An 18,935-nucleotide genomic window follows, 5' to 3' on the forward strand; every position below is an offset into this window, starting at 1 on the left:
CCTTTCGCTAACCAGGAGGTAAATTGGCGAGGCGCCCGTCCGGTCGCAGATTTCGAACCGGCGAGGATGTTGATATTGTCCGGCGATTACCGCCGACGGATGTTCATCTTGCACATCATACTTAATTCATTGGGAGGAAATTATGAGATCACGGACCGCATTCGTGGCGGGTCTGGTTGGAGTATCGTTGCTGGCGGGTTGCAATAACGACAGCAAGACAGACAGCAACAACGACACAAGCAGTTTCGAACAGACGATTGCCCAGCAGGCCGGCGAGATTCAAAGCCTGAAGGATGGCCAGAGCAAGCTTGAGGCGGCAGCCGGCAGTTTGGGCACAACGCTAACGCAAGGCGTTGCAGACCTGGAGCGCGCGCAGACCGTCATCACCGAGATGCAGGCAAAACTTGCAGCCAAACCTGACGGCGATCCGGAGGCCATCAAGGCACTGCAGGCGACGCTGACGCAATTGCAGAACGACCTTGCGGCAAAACCTGCCGGTGATCCAAAGGCTGTCAAGGCGCTTCAGGACACACTTGCTGAGGTGCAGGCGAAACTTGCAGCCAAACTGGACGGCGATCCCGTCGCTGTCAAGGCGCTTCAGGACACAATTACCGAGGTGCAGGCGAAACTTGCAGCCAAACCTGACGGCGATCCTGTCGCTGTCAAGGCGTTGCAGAACGCGCTTGCCGAGGTGCAGGCGAAACTTGCAGCCAAACCTGATGGCGATCCAGTCGCTATCAAGGCGTTGCAGGACGCGCTTGCCCAGGTTCAGAAGGACCTTCTGGCCAAACCGAGCGGCGATCCGGAGGCCATCAAGGCGCTGCAGGCGACGCTCGCGCAGTTGCAGAAGGATCTTGCAGCCAAACCGGCGGGCGATCCTGCAACACTGAAAAACATCCTCGCCCGTCTTGCCGAAATCGAGATGACTCTACGACGTCCGGATCAATCGGACATGGCACTAACCCAGTTTGTCGATCCGATGATCGGAACCGGGCAGGTCCCTCCGACCGATACCGGAAGCAAGGAGGACCTGCTTGGTGGGTTCACTACGCCATCGGCAAATGCCCCATTCGGAATGATTGCATGGGGTCCCGATACGCCGGGAGTTCCAGGAACGTGGAGCCCGCCCGGCTATCACTACCCGCAAGCATCGATCACCGGTTTCAGCATGACACATCTCAGCGGCGTCGGTTGTCCTTCCGGCGGCGCTATTCCCATCATGCCGCAGATCGACGCAAAAGAAGGCACCATTCCCTTCAGCCACAATGACGAGGTTGCAAGGGCGGGATACTACTCTGTCAAAATGTCGAATGCCATTCGAACAGAACTGACAAGTACAGTGCGCAGTGGATTGGGACGCTTCACCTATCCCGAGGGCAAACCCGCGCTCTTGAAAATTAAGGCCAGCACGAACTACACCGGATCCTCTTCATCCATCGCAGCCAGCGAAGCAGACCGCACCGTCTCCGGTTATGCAACTGGAGGCGCGTTTTGTGGCAGCGGAAGCAGTTACAAGATATATTTCTATGCCACGCTCGACCAGGCTTTCACCGCGGCTCAAAGCGGCAACAGTATCACGCTCACCTTCGCGGCGCCCCCGCCGTCCGCTCCGGTCAAGGCGTTGATGAAGGTCGGCATTTCCTATGTCAGCGTCGCCAATGCCAAGGCAAACCTCGAAGCGGAGGGCGGACCGCTTACTTTCGAACAGGCCCGCGAGCAAGCGGATGCGGCATGGAACAAGCGGCTGAATGCAATCCAGGTTACCGGTGGGACCAGGGACGAAAAGACGAAATTTTATTCGGCCATGTATCATGCTTTCCTGGCGCCATCCGTATTCAGCGATGTGAACGGCGAGTACATCAGCTTCAATGACGCCGGCACCACAAAAAAGGCCCCGGAGGGCCATGTCCAATATACAACTTTTTCGAGTTGGGACACGTACAGGTCGCTTGCGCCGCTCCAGGCTCTGCTTGCGCCCGATGAAGTCGGGGACATGATGCAGTCGCTGGTTTTCGACGCGGAAGATTGCGGCGGGACATTCCCGATGTGGGCGGAGGGAAATACCAGCAGCAACATCATGCCTGGTGACGGCGCGTCGATTATCGTCGCCCAATCGAACGCCTTCGGCGCATCAGGCTTCGACAGGCAGAAGGCGCGCAAGATCATGCTCGATACGGCGTTTGGCCGCGCCACAGAATGCCGGACTACGACCAACCTGCCGGGTCTCAAGGGCTATATGGAGCGAGGCTATCTCGCCGGGGGTGACGGCGAGGGTCAGCCGACATCCACAAACATGGAATATGCCAGCAGCGACTTTGCCGTCTCTCGATACGCGAGCGGCGTCGCTGCGACGGATCCCCAGATCGTCGCCGGAGCAGAAGCGGACGAGCCGAAGACCCTTCTTTCGCGTTCGGGCAACTGGGCCAACCTGTTCAACCCGAACTGGCGCAATGTCGTTGGACAGCCCTATCCGCAACTGCAACCAAGGAACAAGGACGGAACCTGGCGATCATATCTACCAGTCTCAAGCTGGGATAATGACTACCGCGAAGGCAATGCCGAGCAATATACCTTCATGGTCCCGCACGACATTCGCGGCATGCTCGCCAAGCTGGTGATCGATACGGACAAAGACAAGGGAACCGAAAAGGACGGGATTGCCCGCCTGGATGAGTTCACAAAGAACCTCAATGGCGGCTGGAGCTATCAACCCGCGAGATTGTGGATTGGCAACGAACCGGGCTTCCTTACGCCGTGGCTCTACAACTGGACGAGCCAGCCATACAAGACGCAGGCGTTGGTCCGGCGCATCGTTGACGAGCAGTTCGCGGTTTCGCCTTCGGGGTTGCCGGGAAATGATGATGAAGGCGCGATGTCCGGCGTCTATATCTGGGGAGCCCTCGGCCTTTATCCGGAAATACCCGCTGTATCCGGCTTCGCGCTGCACAGCCCGCTATTTTCCGAGGCGAGGATCAAGCTCGGCAACGGCAAGGTCCTCACGATCGCGGCCGACAAGACACCGCTCAAATATATCCAGAAACTGACGGTGAACGGGGCAGCCCATGACAGTCCATGGATCGACCTCGACAAACTATCATCGGGTGCGCGCCTGGAGTTCACGTTGAGCGACAAGCCAAGTTGCTGGGGTTCAAACCCGCCGGCCGCGCTGCTGCCGCCATCCTTCGCACCGGACGGCACACAGACGCCGCGGCTGAAGCCGGAGAAGGAGTGTGCCCTCAACTGACGCAGAAGCGTTCGCAGGACAAAAAAGGAGGGCTCCGACCATGCCGGAGCCCTTCGCTTTTTACATGCCGGGGAATGCTAGCGGACGATGACCTTGGCGCCAACTTCGGCGCGATTGTAGAGGTCGATGATGTCCTGGTTCATCAGGCGGATGCAGCCCGACGACATCGCCTTGCCGATCGACCACCATTCCGGCGTGCCATGCAGACGATAGCCGGTATCGCCGCCCTTGTTGAACAGATAGAGGGCGCGGGCACCGAGAGGATTGCTCAGGCCCGGATCCATGCCGTCGCGGAACTCGGCGAGCTTCGGCTGGCGTGCAATCATTTCCCTCGGAGGGGTCCATGTCGGCCATTCGCGCTTCAAGGCAATGCGGGCGCTGCCCGACCATTCGAAGCCTTGCTTGCCGACACCGATGCCGTAGCGCATCGCGCGGCCGTCGCCCAGGACGTAGTAGAGATATTTTGCCTTGGTATCGACAATGATCGTTCCCGGCGCTTCGCCGCCGTCGTAGTTGACTTCCTGGCGCAGATATTGCGGCGGGATCTTGGTGCGCGGAACCGCTGGAATGACGTATCCCGCATCAACGACGGAATTATAGGACGCGGTCGAATAGCTGAGCCCGATTGTCGAACAACCGGTCAAGGCGGTTGCACTCATCAGTCCAACCGCAAGGACGATAGTCTTCAGTTGCATGGTTACCCCAGTGAATAATTGTGCGCGAATCGGCGTTTGGTTTAGCTGTTGCCTCTCTTGCGCCAATATTGTTAATGCCTGATTAACTGTAAAGCGCAGTGTTTCGTTAACCATGTTTTGCTCAACCTGGCGATTGGTTTTCCTACCCATGGTTGCAGTTTTGTCGGTATTGTCTCGTTTATGCCACTCGTCTCCCTAGGTCAGACAAGCCCTTTGATAGATGGCCGCCAGTCGGAAAACGCCATGCTGGTGCGCCGCGGCGTGCAGCGGCTGTTCCTCGAACTCGGCCTCGCGGTCATGCCGGAACTGCCGCTGGCCTCGGGCCGGCGCGCGGATCTTGTTGCCCTGACGCGCAGTGGTGAAATCTGGATCGTCGAAATCAAATCCTCGATCGAGGATTTCCGGGTCGATCGCAAATGGCCGGTTTACCGCCAGCATTGCGACCGGCTGTTCTTCGCGACTCACCCCGGCGTTCCCGCCGATATTTTTCCGGACGATTGCGGATTCATCCTTTCGGACGGTTATGGCGCCGAAATCATTCGCGACGCCCCCGAGCACAGGTTGCCCGGCGCTACGCGCAAGGCCATGACCCTGCGCTTTGCGCGGGTCAGTGCTGCGCGCATGACGCTCGCAGAACTCGCCGGCATCGAACTGCCCGAGACCGATGTGGAATAAAGCGTTTCGTTTCAGATAGCTAAAGAACCAGTGAGTGCTTTAATCGTCACCACGATCTAACGCGGGGCGCGCTTGGCGAGAATCCGCTGCAGCGTGCGGCGATGCATGTTGAGCCGGCGCGCCGTTTCCGAAACATTGCGGTCGCACATTTCATAGACCCGCTGAATATGCTCCCAGCGCACCCTGTCGGCCGACATCGGATTTTCTGGCGGCGCAACTTTTTCACCGGTTCGGCGCGTCAACGCGGCAAAGACTTCGTCAGCATCGGCAGGCTTTGAAAGATAGTCGATCGCCCCGATTTTGACGGCGTTTACCGCGGTCGCGATATTGCCATAGCCGGTCAGGACGATCGCGCGCGTATCCTCGCGGCGTGCGCGGATCGCCTCGATAATATCAAGGCCGTTGCCGTCGCCAAGGCGCATATCGACGACCGCATAGGCCGGCGCATTGACCTTGACGCTCGCAAGACCCGCCTCGACCGAATCGGCAATGGCGACGACGAAGCCGCGTGACTCCATGGCGCGGGCCAGCCGCTGCAAGAAGGGCTTGTCGTCATCGACCAGAAGAAGTGTTCGATCGCCGCCGATCGCTTCAATATCGTCCTGATCCGTGTTTTCCATCAGGTATTCCTGCTCATTCACTGTAAATATGGATGTTAATGGTTCGCAATGAACAAAAAGTCAAAGATTATCCATCAGTAAGCAATTGATGGCGAGGCCAGATAACAACGACTTCTGCCCCCTGCCCCGGATCGTTGCGATTGCGGAAGGTGATTGTCGCGCCTGAGCGTTCGAGCAATGTCTTGGCGATGAAGAGGCCAAGGCCGAGACCGCCACCATGCTCGTTGATCGCGCGGTCACGGCCGGTGGTGTACGGCTCGCCGATCCGGTCGAGAATATCGGGTGCAAAACCCTTGCCGTCATCGCTGATGACAATTTCGACGGTCCTGTCGCTCCAGCCCCAATTGACGTTGATGGTTTCGCGCGCGAAATCGACGGCATTTTCGACGAGATTGCCAAGACCGTAGATAATGCCGGGATTGCGGCGGATAACCGGCTCATTGCCTTCGCCGCGCATCTTCGAGACGACGATGTTGATGCCGAAATTGCGGTTGGGTTCAATGACCTCCTCGATCAGCGAAGAAATTTTCAGGCGCGACATGTGCTCTTCACTGGTCGACGACAGGCTCGTCAGCCGCTTGAGAATTTCGCGGCAACGCTCGGTCTGCGAGCGGAGAAGCTCGATATCCTCGGCGAAGCGGTCATCCTTCTTGAGACTGCGCTCCATCTCCTTGGCAACGAGCGCGATGGTTGCGAGCGGTGTGCCGAGCTCGTGCGCGGCGGCGGCGGCCAGTCCATCGAGCGCGGAGAGATGCTGCTCGCGCTGCAGGATCAGTTCGGTGGCGTTGAGCGCATCGGCGAGGAGACGGGCTTCCTCGGCGACGCGGTAGGCATAGACCGCGGTGAATGCCAGGGCCGAAACGACCGAACACCAGACGCCGGCGATCAGTACGAAGGGCAGTTGCATCGTCTCGCCCTCATACCAGGGCAAGGGCAGGTGCACGTAGGCCAGCAACGTTGCGCAGGCCGTTACCAGAAGGCCGAGTGCGGTCGTTGCATAGGCCGGCAGCGACGTCGCGGAGATGATGACTGGCACGATCATCAGCACGGCGAACGGGTTCTGCAGCCCTCCGGTCATGTAAAGCAGTCCCGCCACCTGCAATATGTCGAAGGCAAGCACGGTGATGGCGGCCCGCGGTTCGAGGCGGTGATTTATCGGATAGCGGAACGACATAAGGAGGTTCAGCCAGGCCGAGCAGGCGATCAGCGCGAAGCATATGCTGACGGGAAACGGAAACTTCAGATAGAGCGCGACGAAGAGCACGGCGATGCTCTGTCCTGCAACCGCAAGCCAGCGCAGCCGGATCAGCGTCGTCAGCCGCAGCCGGCGCGACAGATAAGATGAGCGTGTCTGGAAATCCTGGACCATGGAGGTGATTTAGAACAAAGCTCACGCAAATGGAAACATGATTCCTATGAGCCCGCTTCAGCGTCAATCGTTGGTTGTGCCGCTCAGGTTCCCCGCGGTTTCGCGCGGGCAGTGGGCACTGCATTGGCGGGGTCGTCCGGCCAAACATGCTTGGGATAGCGGCCGCGCATGTCGGAGCGCACATCGGCCCAGGAGCCTTTCCAGAAGCCCGGTAGATCGCGGGTGATCTGGATCGGCCTATGCGCCGGCGACAGCAGCTCCAGCAGCAGCGGCACCGTTCCGCTGGCAATCGCCGGGTGCGTCCCGAGCCCGAACAGTTCCTGCACGCGCACCGCGAGCACAGGCGCTTCCGCCTCATAGCGGATCGGAATATTCGAACCGGTCGGCACCTCGAAATGCGTTGGCGCCAAGGCATCGATCTTGCGCTGCAAATCATAAGGCACCAGCGCACGCAGCCCCTCGGCGATCGCATGTCCCGATATCTGGCCAAGCTGCGCCGTTCCGTTAAGGTAAGGCAACAGCCAGTCTTCGAGCTTCGCTTGCAACGACGCATCGTCCATCGCCGGCCAAGGATCGCCAAGACCCTGATGCAGCCAGGTGAGGCGACGCCGCAGGATCGCCGCTTCCCTGGACCATTGCAGGATGTCGAGGCCGTGGTCCCTGACGGCCGCAATGACGCCTCGGTCGGCTTCTTCACCAGTTGGCGCCGGCAAGGTCTTCTCCGACAACGCGATGGCGCCGATACGCGTAACTTCGCGCGCCTGCAAGGCGTTGCGGGCCGGGTCATAACTGACCTGCCTGCCATTGATGATGCGATCGCCGAGAGCGGCGCGTATGTCCGATTCGGAGATTTCCGCTACCGAAAGAATGCGTGCGCGGCCCGCCCGCCCCGCCAGATCGGCGACGACGAGCCATGGCGATTTTGCCAGCGAGGTGGCGGGGTCGAGTTCGCCGCCACGGCCATTGGCGAGCGTAAACTGGCCATTGCCGCGAGCCTTGGCGATACGGTCCGGGTAAGCGTCTATGAGAAGCCGCCCGGCACTCTCCTGCGCGTCTGCCTCGCCTGTATCCTTGCCAGCCAGGCGTTTCGCCAGTCCGCGCGCGCGTGCCGCCCGATCGCCGCGCTCGCGTTCAAAGCGCACCAGTCGCGTTTCGATGTCGACGTCGTTGCCGCCAAGGCCGCGCTCCGTCAAAAGCACAGCGATTTCGGCAGCGCGCGTGCCTTGCCCGCGCTCGCGTGCCGCGAGCACCATATGGGCCAAACGGACGGGCAAAGCGAGATTGCGCATGGCCTCGCCCATCGGCGTGATGCGATCATCGTGGAGCGCCCCAAGTTCGTTGAGCAACGCCTTTGCTTCTTTGACCGCGGGCACTGGCGGCATGTCGAGAAATGCAAGGCTGGCCGGATCTTTGACGCCCCATGCGGCGCAATCGAGGACAAGGCCGGAAAGATCGGCCTCCAGTATTTCCGGCGGCGAGAAGGCCTCGAGTGCCGCAGTCTGTTCCGCCCGCCATAGACGCAATGCAACACCGGGCTCCGTGCGTCCGGCACGCCCGGCGCGTTGCTCGACGGCAGCGCGCGACGCCCGCACCGTTTCGAGCCGGGTGAGCCCGGTCGCCGGCTCGAATTTCGGCAGGCGCGCAAGGCCGCTGTCGATGACGGCGCGCACGCCATCGATTGTTATGGAGGTTTCGGCAATCGAAGTCGCGAGCACCACCTTGCGTTTGCCGGGAGGTGGCGGGCTGATGGCGGCATCCTGGTCACGACCCTCCAGCGCGCCATAAAGCGGCGTGACGAAGGTGTCCGCCGGAACACGCCCCTCGAGTGCTGCGATGGTCCTTTCGATTTCGCGTTGTCCGGGGAGGAAAGCGAGAATGCTGCCACTCTCCCCGGCGAGCGTGTCCCGCACCGCCCGCGCCATTGCATCTTCGATCTTTTCATCGGGCTTGCGCTCGCGATAGCGGATATCGACGGGGAAGGACCTGCCCTTGCTTTCGAGGACTGGCGCACTGCCGAGGAGTTTGGCCACGCGCGCGCCGTCGAGCGTCGCCGACATGACCAGAAGCTTCAGGTCGGGCCGCAATGCAGCCTGCACATCGAGCGCCAGGGCCAGGCCGAAATCCGCATCGAGGCTACGCTCGTGAAACTCATCGAAAAGCACGACGGAAGTGCCCGAGAGCCCCGGATCATCGAGGATCATGCGGGCGAACACACCTTCCGTCACCACGAGTATGCGCGTCTTCGCCGAGACCTTGTTTTCAAGCCGCATGAGATACCCGACGGTTTGACCCACACTCTCGCCAAGGAGGCTCGCTATGCGGTTGGCGGCAGCGCGGGCAGCGAGGCGGCGCGGCTCCAGCAGGACGATCGTGCCATCCCCCCGCCATGACGCACCAAGCAGGTGCAGCGGCACGAGCGTGGTCTTGCCCGCGCCGGGAGGGGCAACGAGCACGGCAGCGCTTCCATGCGCCAGCGCATCATCGAGCGCCGGCAGGATTTCGGTGACAGGAAGGGGCGGCAGTTCTTTCACGTACAGGTCCGATATCTAAGTGCAGGCTTTTTGGCAGGCTTCTTATCAGGGAGTCCAGTGGGATGATGTTGACGACGAGAAATGTCGCGGTTCGGATTGACGACCCTGTGCCCCTTCCCGATAGTGCGCCAAAGCAAATCACATTGCTGATCGAGACGCATCAGGGAGACAATAATGAAATCGCGCGCCGCCGTCGCCTGGGAGGCCAAAAAGCCGCTCACCATCGAAACGATCGAGATCAGCGGCCCCAAGCCCGGTGAAGTGCTCGTCGAGATCATGGCGACCGGGGTCTGCCACACCGATGCCTACACGCTTTCCGGGCTTGATTCCGAAGGGAAGTTCCCGGCGATTCTCGGGCATGAGGGCGCAGGAATCGTGCGCGAGATTGGCGCGGGCGTGACCTCGCTGAAGGTCGGCGACCATGTCATTCCGCTCTATACGCCCGAATGCCGCCAGTGCAAGACATGCCTTTCGCAGCGCTCGAACCTGTGCACAGCCATCCGCTCGACGCAGGGGCAAGGCGTCATGCCCGACGGCACCAGCCGCTTTTCCTGCGAAGGCGGTGAGGTCTTCCACTATATGGGCTGCTCGACTTTCTCCAACTTCACCGTGCTGCCCGAAATCGCCCTTGCCAAGGTGCGCGAGGACGCGCCATTCGACAAGATCTGCTACATCGGCTGCGGCGTCACCACCGGCATCGGCGCCGTCATCTATACGGGCAAGGTGTGGCCCGGCGCGAATGTCGTCGTCTTCGGGCTCGGCGGCATCGGCCTTAATGTGATTCAGGGTGCACGCATGGTCGGCGCCGACAAGATCATCGGTGTCGACATCAATCCCGGCAAGGTGGCGATGGCGAAAAAATTCGGCATGACCGATTTCGTCAATCCGAACGAAGTAGGCAATGACAGGGTCGTTCAGGCAATCCAAGAGTTGACGGATGGCGGCGCCGATTTTTCCTTCGACGCCACCGGCAATACCAATGTCATGCGCCAGGCGCTCGAATGCTGCCATCGCGGCTGGGGCACCAGCATCGTCATCGGCGTTGCCGAGGCCGGCAAGGAAATTTCGACGCGGCCGTTCCAGCTCGTCACCGGTCGCAACTGGCGCGGCACGGCTTTTGGCGGCGCGCGCGGGCGCACCGATGTGCCGAAGATCGTCGACTGGTACATGGAGGGCAAGATCGATATCGACTCGTTGATCACCCACACAATGCCGCTCGACGAAATCAATACTGCATTCGATCTCATGCATGAGGGCAAGTCGATCCGTTCGGTCGTCACTTTCTGATGCAACCCGGTCCGTATAAAGTGATCCTCAGCGGGCTGGACGAACTCAGCCCGCGCGAACTCTATGATATGCTCAAGATGCGAGTCGACGTCTTCGTCGTCGAGCAGAAATGTCCCTACCCCGAGCTCGACGGAAAGGATGTCGATGCGCTGCACCTGCGCCTGATGGATGGCAAGACGCTGGTCGGTGGCGCCCGCATCCGCAAGCCGGAAAAGGACGAGCCAGCGGCCCGGATCGGCCGCGTCGTCGTCTCTCCGGATCATCGCGGCAAACGCCTTGGCGAGCGGCTGATGGTCGAGGCCATTGCCCAATGCGAGCGGCTTTATGCCGAACGCCCGATCAATCTTTCGGCGCAGAGCCACCTCAAGGGCTTCTATGAATCCTTCGGCTTCGTGCCGGTGTCGGAGGAGTATCTCGAGGACGACATTCCGCATATCGACATGCAGCGCCCCGCTGCGGTCGCAACAGACTAGCTGTCGTTCGACAAAGGGCCCACATGTGGAAACGCCATAATCCCTTTTACATTGCCGCCGTCGTCGGGATCGCCGTATTCGCAGTTGCGGTGTTCCTGCTCTCGTCGCGCATTGCCGCTGTCATTGCCGCCAATGCGTTTTTCGTCATCTACCTGCTCCTGTCGGCATTCAAGGTTCACAGGCTCACGCCAGACTACCTTCGCAACAATGCGGCCAAATCGGACGAGCCTGTGGGCATCATCTTCGCCGTCACTTTTTGCACGGTGCTCGTCGCAGTCGGCTCGCTGTTTGCGCTGATCAATTCCGGGCAGGACAAGCACCCGCTCGACCTGACGCTGACGCTTTTCGCAGTCCCGCTCGGCTGGCTGACGATCCACATGATGACGGCGATCCACTATGCCCATATGTACTGGCAGCCGGGCGAAGATGCCGATGGCGTGAAAGACAAGCCGCGCCACCACGCCGGCGGTCTCGACTTTCCTGGCGACAAGGAGCCCGGCGGCATCGAATTCGTCTACTTCTCCTATATTATCGGCATGACGGCGCAGACGTCCGACACCGCGATCACCAGTTCGCAGATGCGCCGGATCAATCTCGTCCACGCCATCGTTTCGTTCTTCTTCAATACGGTGCTGGTCGCAGCCGCGGTGAATGTCGCCGTCGCCCTCGGCCAACCGCAATAAATCGGGATCCCATGGAAACGCTATCCACCGCCACGAGCTTCGAGGGAATTCAGGGCGTCTATCGCCATCGCAGCGAAGCCTGCCAATGCGACATGACCTTTGCCGTATTCCTGCCGCCGCAGGCGAAGGACGGTCCGGTGCCGCTCCTCTGGTACCTCTCGGGGCTTACCTGCACGCATCAGAACGTGATGGACAAAGGCGAATATCGCCGCGCCGCAGCCGAACACGGTGTCGCCATCATCTGTCCGGATACGAGCCCGCGCGGCGAGAATGTGCCGGACGAAAAAGACAACTGGCAATTCGGCAGCGGCGCCGGCTTTTATCTCGACGCCACGCAAGCGCCCTGGTCGACCAACTATCGGATGGCAAGTTATATCGGCGAGGAACTTCCGGCGCTGGTGGCGACCAACTTCCCCGTGGATATGGAGCGTCAGGGCATATTCGGTCATTCCATGGGCGGCCATGGCGCGATCACACAAGCCCTGAAGCACAAGGGACGTTTCAAATCCGTTTCAGCGTTCGCGCCGATCGCGCGGCCCATGGTCGCCGGCTGGTCACGCCCGGCCTTCGAGAAATATCTCGGGCCGGACGAAGCGGCGTGGCGGGCCTATGACAGCGTTGCGCTCATCGAGGATGGCGCGCGCGTGGCGGAATTGCTGGTCGATCAGGGCAAGGCCGACGGATTTCTTGACGATGGCCTGCGCCCCTGGCTGCTGGAAGAGGCCTGCGCCAAGGCCGGCATTCCACTGACGCTCAATATGCGCGACGGCTACGATCATTCCTACTTTTTCATCTCAACCTTTATGGCTGATCACATTGCCTGGCACGCACAGCGCGTGACGGGCTGAGCGTTTCAGATGCAGAGGGGCGTAGCGGCGTTGACGGCCCGCGTCGTTGCCCATAATCGACACTTAGGCACGGGTCACTTCCGTTCAGAAACAAGCGATGCGGATTGCTTGGAGAGACGTGTATGCCACCGCTCTCGCTGTTGTCTAATCTACTATCTACCTTATCGCGCCACCAGATCCTCCTGGAATGGAATTACAGTTAGTGCCGCCAAAATAGGTGGCGGATGGACTGGATCATCGGTTTCAAGGAGCTTCGAAAACCCAACTGCGTAATCTTCAGTCATAACAAACCATTGATTAAACTTTCGGCTAATTGACGCGGCCGCAGTTGTTTTTAAAGGTTAGATTTTTAATCGAGGAATTAGCGCCAATGAATTTTAGATATTCAGTTCTTGCCCTGCTCGTTGCACTTGCGGCGTGCGACGATTCAAAGACTGCCGAGGACCAGTCACAAGCGCCGAGCACGTTTGCAGCCTCTGAAGCCACGGCCGCCACAGCACCAGTTGCCGTTACGGGCGCGCCGGTAATCGTCGCTCCAAATCCCGAAACGCCGCCCGCTGTCGTCACCGAGGATCCACTCGCTGCGGTGCGACGCGAGGCAGCCGTCCTCAAGGGGAATGGCAAGTTTGAAGATGCGGCAAGCAAATTGTCTGCCGCGGGTCTCCTGGATGAGGCCGGAGCCCTTCTCGCGGATGCGGGCCTCGAAGAAGAAGCTTTTGATCTCCTCGTGCCCGAGGATCACAGCGTCAATGATACTACCGGCTACGACACGGGTCCGGACGGTTTGATCATGCGATGGCAGATCGACGAGACCACATCGGTCAAGCGCGGTTCCCTGAAGGTGGGCGCCAAGACGGTACCGTTTACTGCACGCGCGGGCCATCTGATTGCCTACGCGCCCGAAGATCCGACATCCCGACAGCAAGATGCCCAGGCCGCAATCTTTTATACAGCCTATACCCGTGACGGCCTGCCGAAGGGCAACCGCCCCATAACCTTCGTATGGGATAACGGGGCCTCCTCACTCTGGTTGCACATGGCCTCGTGGGGACCTAACCGGCTTAGAGTTGACGCACCCATACCCCAGGCATTTTACCAGAAGGTGCCAACTACGTTTCCGCTTGAGGAAAACAGTCTTACGCTTCTCGACAAGACGGATCTCGTCTTCATCGATCCCGTGGGAATGGGCTATTCGACTGCCATCGCCCCATTTACCAACAAGAACTTCGCGCCAGCTGACACATCGAGCGTCGTCATCCGCGATTTCATAATTCGCTACAACAATGTGAATGATCGCCAGAGTTCGCCAAAATACCTTCTTAGCGAATCCTCTGGTTCAACAAGCGCCTCAAGGGTTGCAAACCTGCTCCTCAATGCAGGTACCGGCCGTTTCACACCGGACAAGTCGGGCAAGCCAGCCATTGCATTGTCGGGTCTCGTCCTCGGTTCGCCAAACCTCGATCCGGTGGAGCGCTGTGACATATACCGCGGTACCTACCAGACCTGCGCCAGCTACCTGCCATCCTTCGCAATGGTTGGCGATTATCACAAGCTCGGCGCTGGACGCGGCACCGCAACACGGGAGGCATATCTCCAAGCAGTTAAAAAATTCGTTACGGAGACGTATTTACCAGCCCATGAGGCGCACCCGGAAGAGGCTCCGCAAGGAAGTGACGTCGTACCGTGGTCGACCTGGACCGCGACCGCTCCCGGCCAAGACCTCGTCAATCAACTCACGACGAAAACCGGTTATATAGGGAGTGAATGGAATGATGAGGGCTTCGTGATCCTCGACGATGTGCGGGATAACCTTGTGCCAGGCAAGCGCCTCAGCCTATTCGACGCTCGCCTGACGCTTCCAACGCCTTCTGCCTACAATCTCGATACGTATGTCAATCGTGCGTTCAGCAACGAGTTCACGACCTATATGAAAAAGTCGGTGAACTATCAAAGCAACTCAGGCTATAAGGCCTGCTGCGATGTCCGAAGCGCACGGGAATATATGCCTGCCACCTCGCGTCCTGCGAGCACTCCCGATCTCAGTGAGGCTCTGAGGCTCTCTCCGCATCTTAAGCTGCTCATCCTGCATGGCTACGAGGATCTTGTGGCTCCCGGCTTCCAGACTGAACTCGATCTGAAGAAAGCCGCTCTCGGCGACCGGATTCCCGTTAAATGGTTCGAGGGCGGGCACATGATTTACCTGGCTGAAGAGGCGCGCGCGCCGATGAAGGCCGAACTCGACAAATTTTTCGACGATCCCCGCTATAGCCTGCCGCCAGCCCTCTCTTCTCAATAGGAAAAGAGGGTGTGCTGCAGCGCGTCACCACGCGTGCCTGCTTGCGAACGATCAAGCTTGTCGGCAAGCAGAATGCACCCTCGGCATAACTCTACCCTTCTCGATCTGAGAAGACGCCTTCATCTTAAGATAAGGATTTAACCAGAATGAATTTGAGAAATTGCGCTCTCGCCACCTTGCTGTTGCTGACGGCTTGCGATGGTTCTGATTCTTCCGCGCCACAGCCAGATGGTGCGAGCACCTTCAATAATCCTACGTCGGGAAACGCCGCCGCAAACGTACCCTCTACCGGGGGAGGCGGCACAACCACCACCATATTAAAGCCGGCGGAGGCCATTACTGAAAATCCGACTGAGCGGGCCAAACGCGAGGCGGCGGCACTTCAGAAGGGCGGCGAGTTCGAAAAAGCCGCAGACAAGCTGGCTGCGGTTGGTCTCATCGTCGAGGCTGGGACGCTCCTTGCCGATGCCGGGCTGGAAGAGAAGGCCTTTGCCCTTCTCGCGCCGCAAGACCGTGTGCTCGATGATCCTAACATCTATGATACGAACCTTGGGGGGACGATCCTCCAATCCCAGGTGGACGAAACCACCTCGGTCAAGCGTAGTTCGATGACGATCGGCGGCAAGACGGTTCCATTTACCGCCAGCGCCGGTCACCTCATCGCCTACGGGCCCAAGGGCCCTGCTCCCGGCAAGCAAGAGGCGCAAGCCGCGATCTTCTATACAGCCTATACGCGCGACGGGCTTCCGAAGGACAAGCGGCCTGTCACATTTTTATGGAATGGTGGACCGGGGTCCGCTTCCATCTGGCTCCATATGGGCTCCTGGGCGCCGGTGCGGCTGAAATCCGATGCACCGTCGATTCCGGAAGAGTTCTACAACGAGCCACCGTCAACCCTGCCGTTGGAAGAGAATGCGATCACGCTTCTCGACAAGACGGATATCGTATTCGTCGATCCCGCGGGAACAGGCTATTCGACCGCTGTTGCCCCATACTTAAACAAAAATTTCTGGGGCACCGACTGGGATGCGGGCCTGGTTCGCGATTTCATCATCCGCTACAACAATGTCAACAACAGGCAGACATCCCCTAAATATCTCTATGGCGAGTCCTACGGCGGTATCCGCACGCCGATTGTCGCCGATCTGCTGCTCAATGAGGGTACGGCTCGATTTTTGCCGGAATCCTCCGGCAAAAAGAGCATCGTCCTTTCGGGCCTGATCCTGAATTCACCACTTCTCGACTATGCGAGCGACTGTAACATGACTGTCGGTGTCAGTTGCGCCGGATATTTGCCATCTTTTGCAATGACCGGCGATTATCATAAACGCGCCACGGCTCGGGGAAATGCATCCGCCGAAAACTATCTGCAGACCGTACGAAATTTTGTTACCGAGAAATATCTTCCATCGGTAATGGAACACCCATTGTCCCCGCCTGCCGGAAGCCCCTTGGTTCCCTGGAAGACGTTCGCCGCTACGCAACCCGGTAAGGACCTTATCGCAGAACTGAAAGCAAAGACCGGTATCCCGGCAGCCCAGTGGGCAAATGACCCAAACGTCGGGCCGGGATGGGTGCAACAAAGTCTTGTACCGGAATTCAAGTTGGGGCGATACGACGCGCGCATGAAACTTCCGTCCAATGCGCCCTACGATCCCGACGAGTACATCGATGAGGCCTTCGTCAACCAGTTCAAAAGCTATATGAAACAATCGGTGAACTACACGAATCGATCAGACTACAGTTATTGTTGCTACGCTATATATAATTGGAATTGGCCACACCGGGGTTCGGTGGGTGACTTGAGCCCCTCCAGCATTCCTGACCTTCGAGAATCAATCGCGTTGAACCCGGAGTTAAAGTTGCTCGTCCTCCATGGCTACGAGGACATCGCGACCCCTGGATTCCAGACCGAGCTTGATTTGCAGAACGCGGGAATGGCGGACCGGGTGCCGGTCAAATGGTTCGAAGGCGGCCACATGACCTACAACACCGAGGCGTCGCGCGCGCCCTTGAAGGCGGAGATCGACAAGTTTTTCGACGACCCGCGCTACAGCCTGCCGCCAGCCATTGCCTCGAACTAGGAGCAGCCAGCCATGAACCGTATAATCATATCGACATCGCTTCTGGCAGCGCTCATGCTCGCATCGCCGGCCCAGGCCTATGACGATCTGCGCAAGCCGCCGGCAGATCCATCCGGCACAGTGCGCGAGCCCTTGACCGAGACCGGCATTCAGCAGGAACTCGACCAGCGGCTCCTGCAACGCTTCAAGGCCGCGGCGGGCTCTTCTCCGCGACTGACGAAGCAGCAGGCAAAAGACGCCAATTGGGGCTTCATCGCCGATCATTTCGCCGAAATCGACACGGCTGGCGCCGGCTATGTCAGCTTCGATCAAATCCAGGCATTCATGGATGCGCGCAGCATTGGCGCAACCGCCAAGGCAAGGGTCAAGGCCCGGGCATCGACGGTGAAGACGATCGAGTGACGTGGTGCCGCGTGGAGGGGTTACAGCCCTTCACGCGGCGCCTATGCTTGGGCTTACGCCTCAGGCGTTAAGTCATTTCGGTTCAGAAAAAGCGATGTGGTCCGAGTGAAGCGGGTTTCGAGGCGCGTCGCTCACTGCGGTCGCTAACCTTGCGCACCCAAGTCCTAAACGGACCAGCATCGTCCCAACCAGCCCCAGTCTTACATTGCCCGGCACCTGCCCTCACCTCGGCGAGTCTAATTTGGCCGAGCCCTCACCCGGCGCCTAGCCCACCGAGCCTCGCTCCTAATGCCACCATCTCGCCGGCATCCCAGCACCGGGCCCCGGCCTTACGCCTGCATCCGCACAAGAGTCAGCCTCTTTGCGCAAACTGATCCCCGGGGGCTTTGACCCAAGGACCACCAGTGGCAGCGTCTGAGCGGAGAATCTGTAAAGGAGACCAACGGGCGGGCGTGGGGATCCTTGTACTAAAGTCCGAAAATACGAACGGACTTAAATGCAGACCTCAAGGAACCGACCTATTCGAACACGATCGCCGGGGCGGTGCGTCCGCCCTTGGCCGATTGCAACTCGTCCCAGACCTTCGCCGCGATCTCGCGGTAGGCCTTGGCCTGCGGACCATCGGGGTTGCTGACCACAACCGGCCTTCCGCTGTCGGATGTTTCGCGGATTTCCATGACAAGCGGCACTTCGCCGAGGAAGGGCACGCCAAGGCGCTCAGCCTCCTTGCGCGCGCCGCCATGGCCGAAAATATCGTAGCGCGCGCCGGTATCCGGAGCGATGAAATAGCTCATGTTCTCGACAATGCCGAGAAGCGGCACGTCGACCTTCTTGAACATGTTGAGGCCCTTGCGCGCATCGATCAGCGCCAGATCCTGCGGCGTCGAGACGATGACGGCGCCGGCAAGCGGCACCTGCTGCGCCATGGTCAATTGCGCGTCGCCGGTGCCCGGCGGCATATCGACGACCAGCACATCGAGATCGCCCCACTCCACCTCGCGCAGCATCTGCGTCAGCGCCGACATTACCATCGGCCCGCGCCAGATCATCGGCGTTTCCTCCTCGACGAGGAAGCCGATCGACATGACCTTGAGCCCATAGCCTTGCATCGGCTTCAGCACCCGGCCGGAAACCACTTCCGGCCTGCCATGCAGATTGAGGAGGCGCGGCATGGACGGCCCGTAAATATCAGCATCGAGAATGCCGACACGATGGCCATTGGCGCTGAGGCCGAGTGCGAGATTGACCGCCGTGGTCGACTTGCCGACGCCGCCCTTGCCCGAGGCCACCGCGATGATCGCGCCAACGCCGGGCACGCCGGCCTTCACCGGCGCGGCTCCATGGGTGTGCGGCTGTGCGCCTTGCGCCGGAACGCGCGGCGGCGGGGTGGCCCCGGCGGGTGCGGAACGTTGCGCAGGACGTGGTGAAGGCGTTGACCGCGGTGCGTCATCACTGGTCGGGCCGCCTTTCTTTTCGGCGGTCAAAGCAACGACTGCACCGGCAACGCCGGGCATCGCCTTGACGACGCGCTCGGCGGCGGACCGCAGCGGTTCCAGTTCCTGGGCGCGGGCGGCGGGGACAGTAATCGAGAAAAACACCTTGTTGTCGGCAATGAAGATATCCGAAACAAGGCCGAGCTCGACGATGTTGCTGTTGAAATCGGGGCCCGTCACAGTCTTTAGCTGTTCGAGGACCTGCTCTTTCGTCACGCCTGCCATTTAAAATTCC

The 18,935-nt window shown here is 59.7% G+C and carries 14 protein-coding genes; 9 read left to right on the forward strand and 5 right to left on the reverse strand.

The genetic code is table 11. From position 1 onward, the window contains the following. Positions 1 to 142 precede the first annotated feature (142 nt). The gene (locus tag GF108_RS01695) at positions 143 to 3,244 is read left to right on the forward strand and encodes a GH92 family glycosyl hydrolase (protein ID WP_153666623.1); all 3,102 of its coding nucleotides are present in this window, start codon (positions 143 to 145) and stop codon (positions 3,242 to 3,244) included. 77 nt (positions 3,245 to 3,321) lie between these two features. Here the strand turns inward: GF108_RS01695 and GF108_RS01700 are convergent, their stop codons facing one another. After that, positions 3,322 to 3,939, reverse strand: a complete 618-nt coding sequence (locus GF108_RS01700) for a L,D-transpeptidase (RefSeq protein WP_027230592.1) — start codon at positions 3,937 to 3,939, stop codon at positions 3,322 to 3,324. Between the two features lie 180 nt (positions 3,940 to 4,119). On the opposite strand from GF108_RS01700, the gene GF108_RS01705 reads away from it, so the two are divergent. Then, entirely contained in the window at positions 4,120 to 4,614 is a 495-nt protein-coding gene (locus tag GF108_RS01705) for an MmcB family DNA repair protein (protein ID WP_153666624.1), read from the forward strand. A gap of 56 nt (positions 4,615 to 4,670) precedes the next feature. Here the strand turns inward: GF108_RS01705 and GF108_RS01710 are convergent, their stop codons facing one another. The 3 genes from GF108_RS01710 to hrpB form a co-directional block, all read right to left on the reverse strand. After that, positions 4,671 to 5,234: an ActR/PrrA/RegA family redox response regulator transcription factor gene (locus GF108_RS01710; RefSeq protein WP_027230594.1), complete on the reverse strand. Its 564-nt coding sequence runs from the start codon at positions 5,232 to 5,234 to the stop codon at positions 4,671 to 4,673. Between the two features lie 67 nt (positions 5,235 to 5,301). Further along, positions 5,302 to 6,603 (reverse strand): ActS/PrrB/RegB family redox-sensitive histidine kinase, encoded by a 1,302-nt coding sequence (locus GF108_RS01715; protein ID WP_153666625.1) that lies wholly within the window; start codon positions 6,601 to 6,603, stop codon positions 5,302 to 5,304. An 83-nt stretch (positions 6,604 to 6,686) separates the two neighbouring features. Then, positions 6,687 to 9,134 carry an ATP-dependent helicase HrpB gene (gene hrpB, locus GF108_RS01720; RefSeq protein WP_370462044.1) on the reverse strand — a complete coding sequence of 816 codons (2,448 nt, stop codon included), beginning with the start codon at positions 9,132 to 9,134 and terminating at the stop codon, positions 6,687 to 6,689. Positions 9,135 to 9,308: 174 nt separating this feature from the next. Here hrpB and GF108_RS01725 point away from each other — a divergent pair, with 174 nt between their 5' ends. From GF108_RS01725 to GF108_RS01755, 7 genes are all read left to right on the forward strand, one after another. Beyond that, positions 9,309 to 10,421 carry an S-(hydroxymethyl)glutathione dehydrogenase/class III alcohol dehydrogenase gene (locus GF108_RS01725; protein WP_153666627.1) on the forward strand — a complete coding sequence of 371 codons (1,113 nt, stop codon included), beginning with the start codon at positions 9,309 to 9,311 and terminating at the stop codon, positions 10,419 to 10,421. After that, the gene (locus GF108_RS01730) at positions 10,421 to 10,894 is read left to right on the forward strand and encodes a GNAT family N-acetyltransferase (RefSeq protein ID WP_153666628.1); all 474 of its coding nucleotides are present in this window, start codon (positions 10,421 to 10,423) and stop codon (positions 10,892 to 10,894) included. Before GF108_RS01725 ends, GF108_RS01730 begins: the two co-directional genes overlap by 1 nt. Before the next feature lie 23 nt (positions 10,895 to 10,917). After that, positions 10,918 to 11,577, forward strand: a complete 660-nt coding sequence (locus tag GF108_RS01735) for a DUF1345 domain-containing protein (RefSeq protein WP_153666629.1) — start codon at positions 10,918 to 10,920, stop codon at positions 11,575 to 11,577. Between the two features lie 11 nt (positions 11,578 to 11,588). Beyond that, entirely contained in the window at positions 11,589 to 12,425 is an 837-nt protein-coding gene (gene fghA, locus GF108_RS01740) for an S-formylglutathione hydrolase (RefSeq protein WP_153666630.1), read from the forward strand. A 370-nt stretch (positions 12,426 to 12,795) separates the two neighbouring features. Then, complete coding sequence (locus GF108_RS01745) at positions 12,796 to 14,721, forward strand: peptidase (RefSeq protein ID WP_153666631.1); 1,926 nt, start codon at positions 12,796 to 12,798, stop codon at positions 14,719 to 14,721. 146 nt (positions 14,722 to 14,867) lie between these two features. Continuing rightward, positions 14,868 to 16,805 carry a hypothetical protein gene (locus tag GF108_RS01750; RefSeq protein ID WP_210386046.1) on the forward strand — a complete coding sequence of 646 codons (1,938 nt, stop codon included), beginning with the start codon at positions 14,868 to 14,870 and terminating at the stop codon, positions 16,803 to 16,805. A 12-nt stretch (positions 16,806 to 16,817) separates the two neighbouring features. Further along, positions 16,818 to 17,207, forward strand: a complete 390-nt coding sequence (locus tag GF108_RS01755; protein ID WP_153666632.1) for a hypothetical protein — start codon at positions 16,818 to 16,820, stop codon at positions 17,205 to 17,207. Between the two features lie 518 nt (positions 17,208 to 17,725). Here the strand turns inward: GF108_RS01755 and GF108_RS01760 are convergent. Beyond that, complete coding sequence (locus tag GF108_RS01760; RefSeq protein WP_153666633.1) at positions 17,726 to 18,925, reverse strand: Mrp/NBP35 family ATP-binding protein; 1,200 nt, start codon at positions 18,923 to 18,925, stop codon at positions 17,726 to 17,728. Between the last annotated feature and the right edge of the window lie 10 nt (positions 18,926 to 18,935).

Origin of the sequence: Phyllobacterium sp. SYP-B3895, assembly GCF_009647635.1 — a bacterium.
Classification (GTDB): domain Bacteria; phylum Pseudomonadota; class Alphaproteobacteria; order Rhizobiales; family Rhizobiaceae; genus Phyllobacterium; species Phyllobacterium pellucidum.

Coding starts and splice junctions, on each gene's coding strand:
- GF108_RS01695 (WP_153666623.1), top strand. CDS start 143: ATGAGATCACGGACCGCATTCGTGGCGGGTCTGGTTGGAGTATCGTTG.
- GF108_RS01700 (WP_027230592.1), bottom strand. CDS start 3,939: ATGCAACTGAAGACTATCGTCCTTGCGGTTGGACTGATGAGTGCAACC.
- GF108_RS01705 (WP_153666624.1), top strand. CDS start 4,120: ATGCCACTCGTCTCCCTAGGTCAGACAAGCCCTTTGATAGATGGCCGC.
- GF108_RS01710 (WP_027230594.1), bottom strand. CDS start 5,234: ATGGAAAACACGGATCAGGACGATATTGAAGCGATCGGCGGCGATCGA.
- GF108_RS01715 (WP_153666625.1), bottom strand. CDS start 6,603: ATGGTCCAGGATTTCCAGACACGCTCATCTTATCTGTCGCGCCGGCTG.
- GF108_RS01725 (WP_153666627.1), top strand. CDS start 9,309: ATGAAATCGCGCGCCGCCGTCGCCTGGGAGGCCAAAAAGCCGCTCACC.
- GF108_RS01730 (WP_153666628.1), top strand. CDS start 10,421: ATGCAACCCGGTCCGTATAAAGTGATCCTCAGCGGGCTGGACGAACTC.
- GF108_RS01735 (WP_153666629.1), top strand. CDS start 10,918: ATGTGGAAACGCCATAATCCCTTTTACATTGCCGCCGTCGTCGGGATC.
- fghA (WP_153666630.1), top strand. CDS start 11,589: ATGGAAACGCTATCCACCGCCACGAGCTTCGAGGGAATTCAGGGCGTC.
- GF108_RS01745 (WP_153666631.1), top strand. CDS start 12,796: ATGAATTTTAGATATTCAGTTCTTGCCCTGCTCGTTGCACTTGCGGCG.
- GF108_RS01750 (WP_210386046.1), top strand. CDS start 14,868: ATGAATTTGAGAAATTGCGCTCTCGCCACCTTGCTGTTGCTGACGGCT.
- GF108_RS01755 (WP_153666632.1), top strand. CDS start 16,818: ATGAACCGTATAATCATATCGACATCGCTTCTGGCAGCGCTCATGCTC.
- GF108_RS01760 (WP_153666633.1), bottom strand. CDS start 18,925: ATGGCAGGCGTGACGAAAGAGCAGGTCCTCGAACAGCTAAAGACTGTG.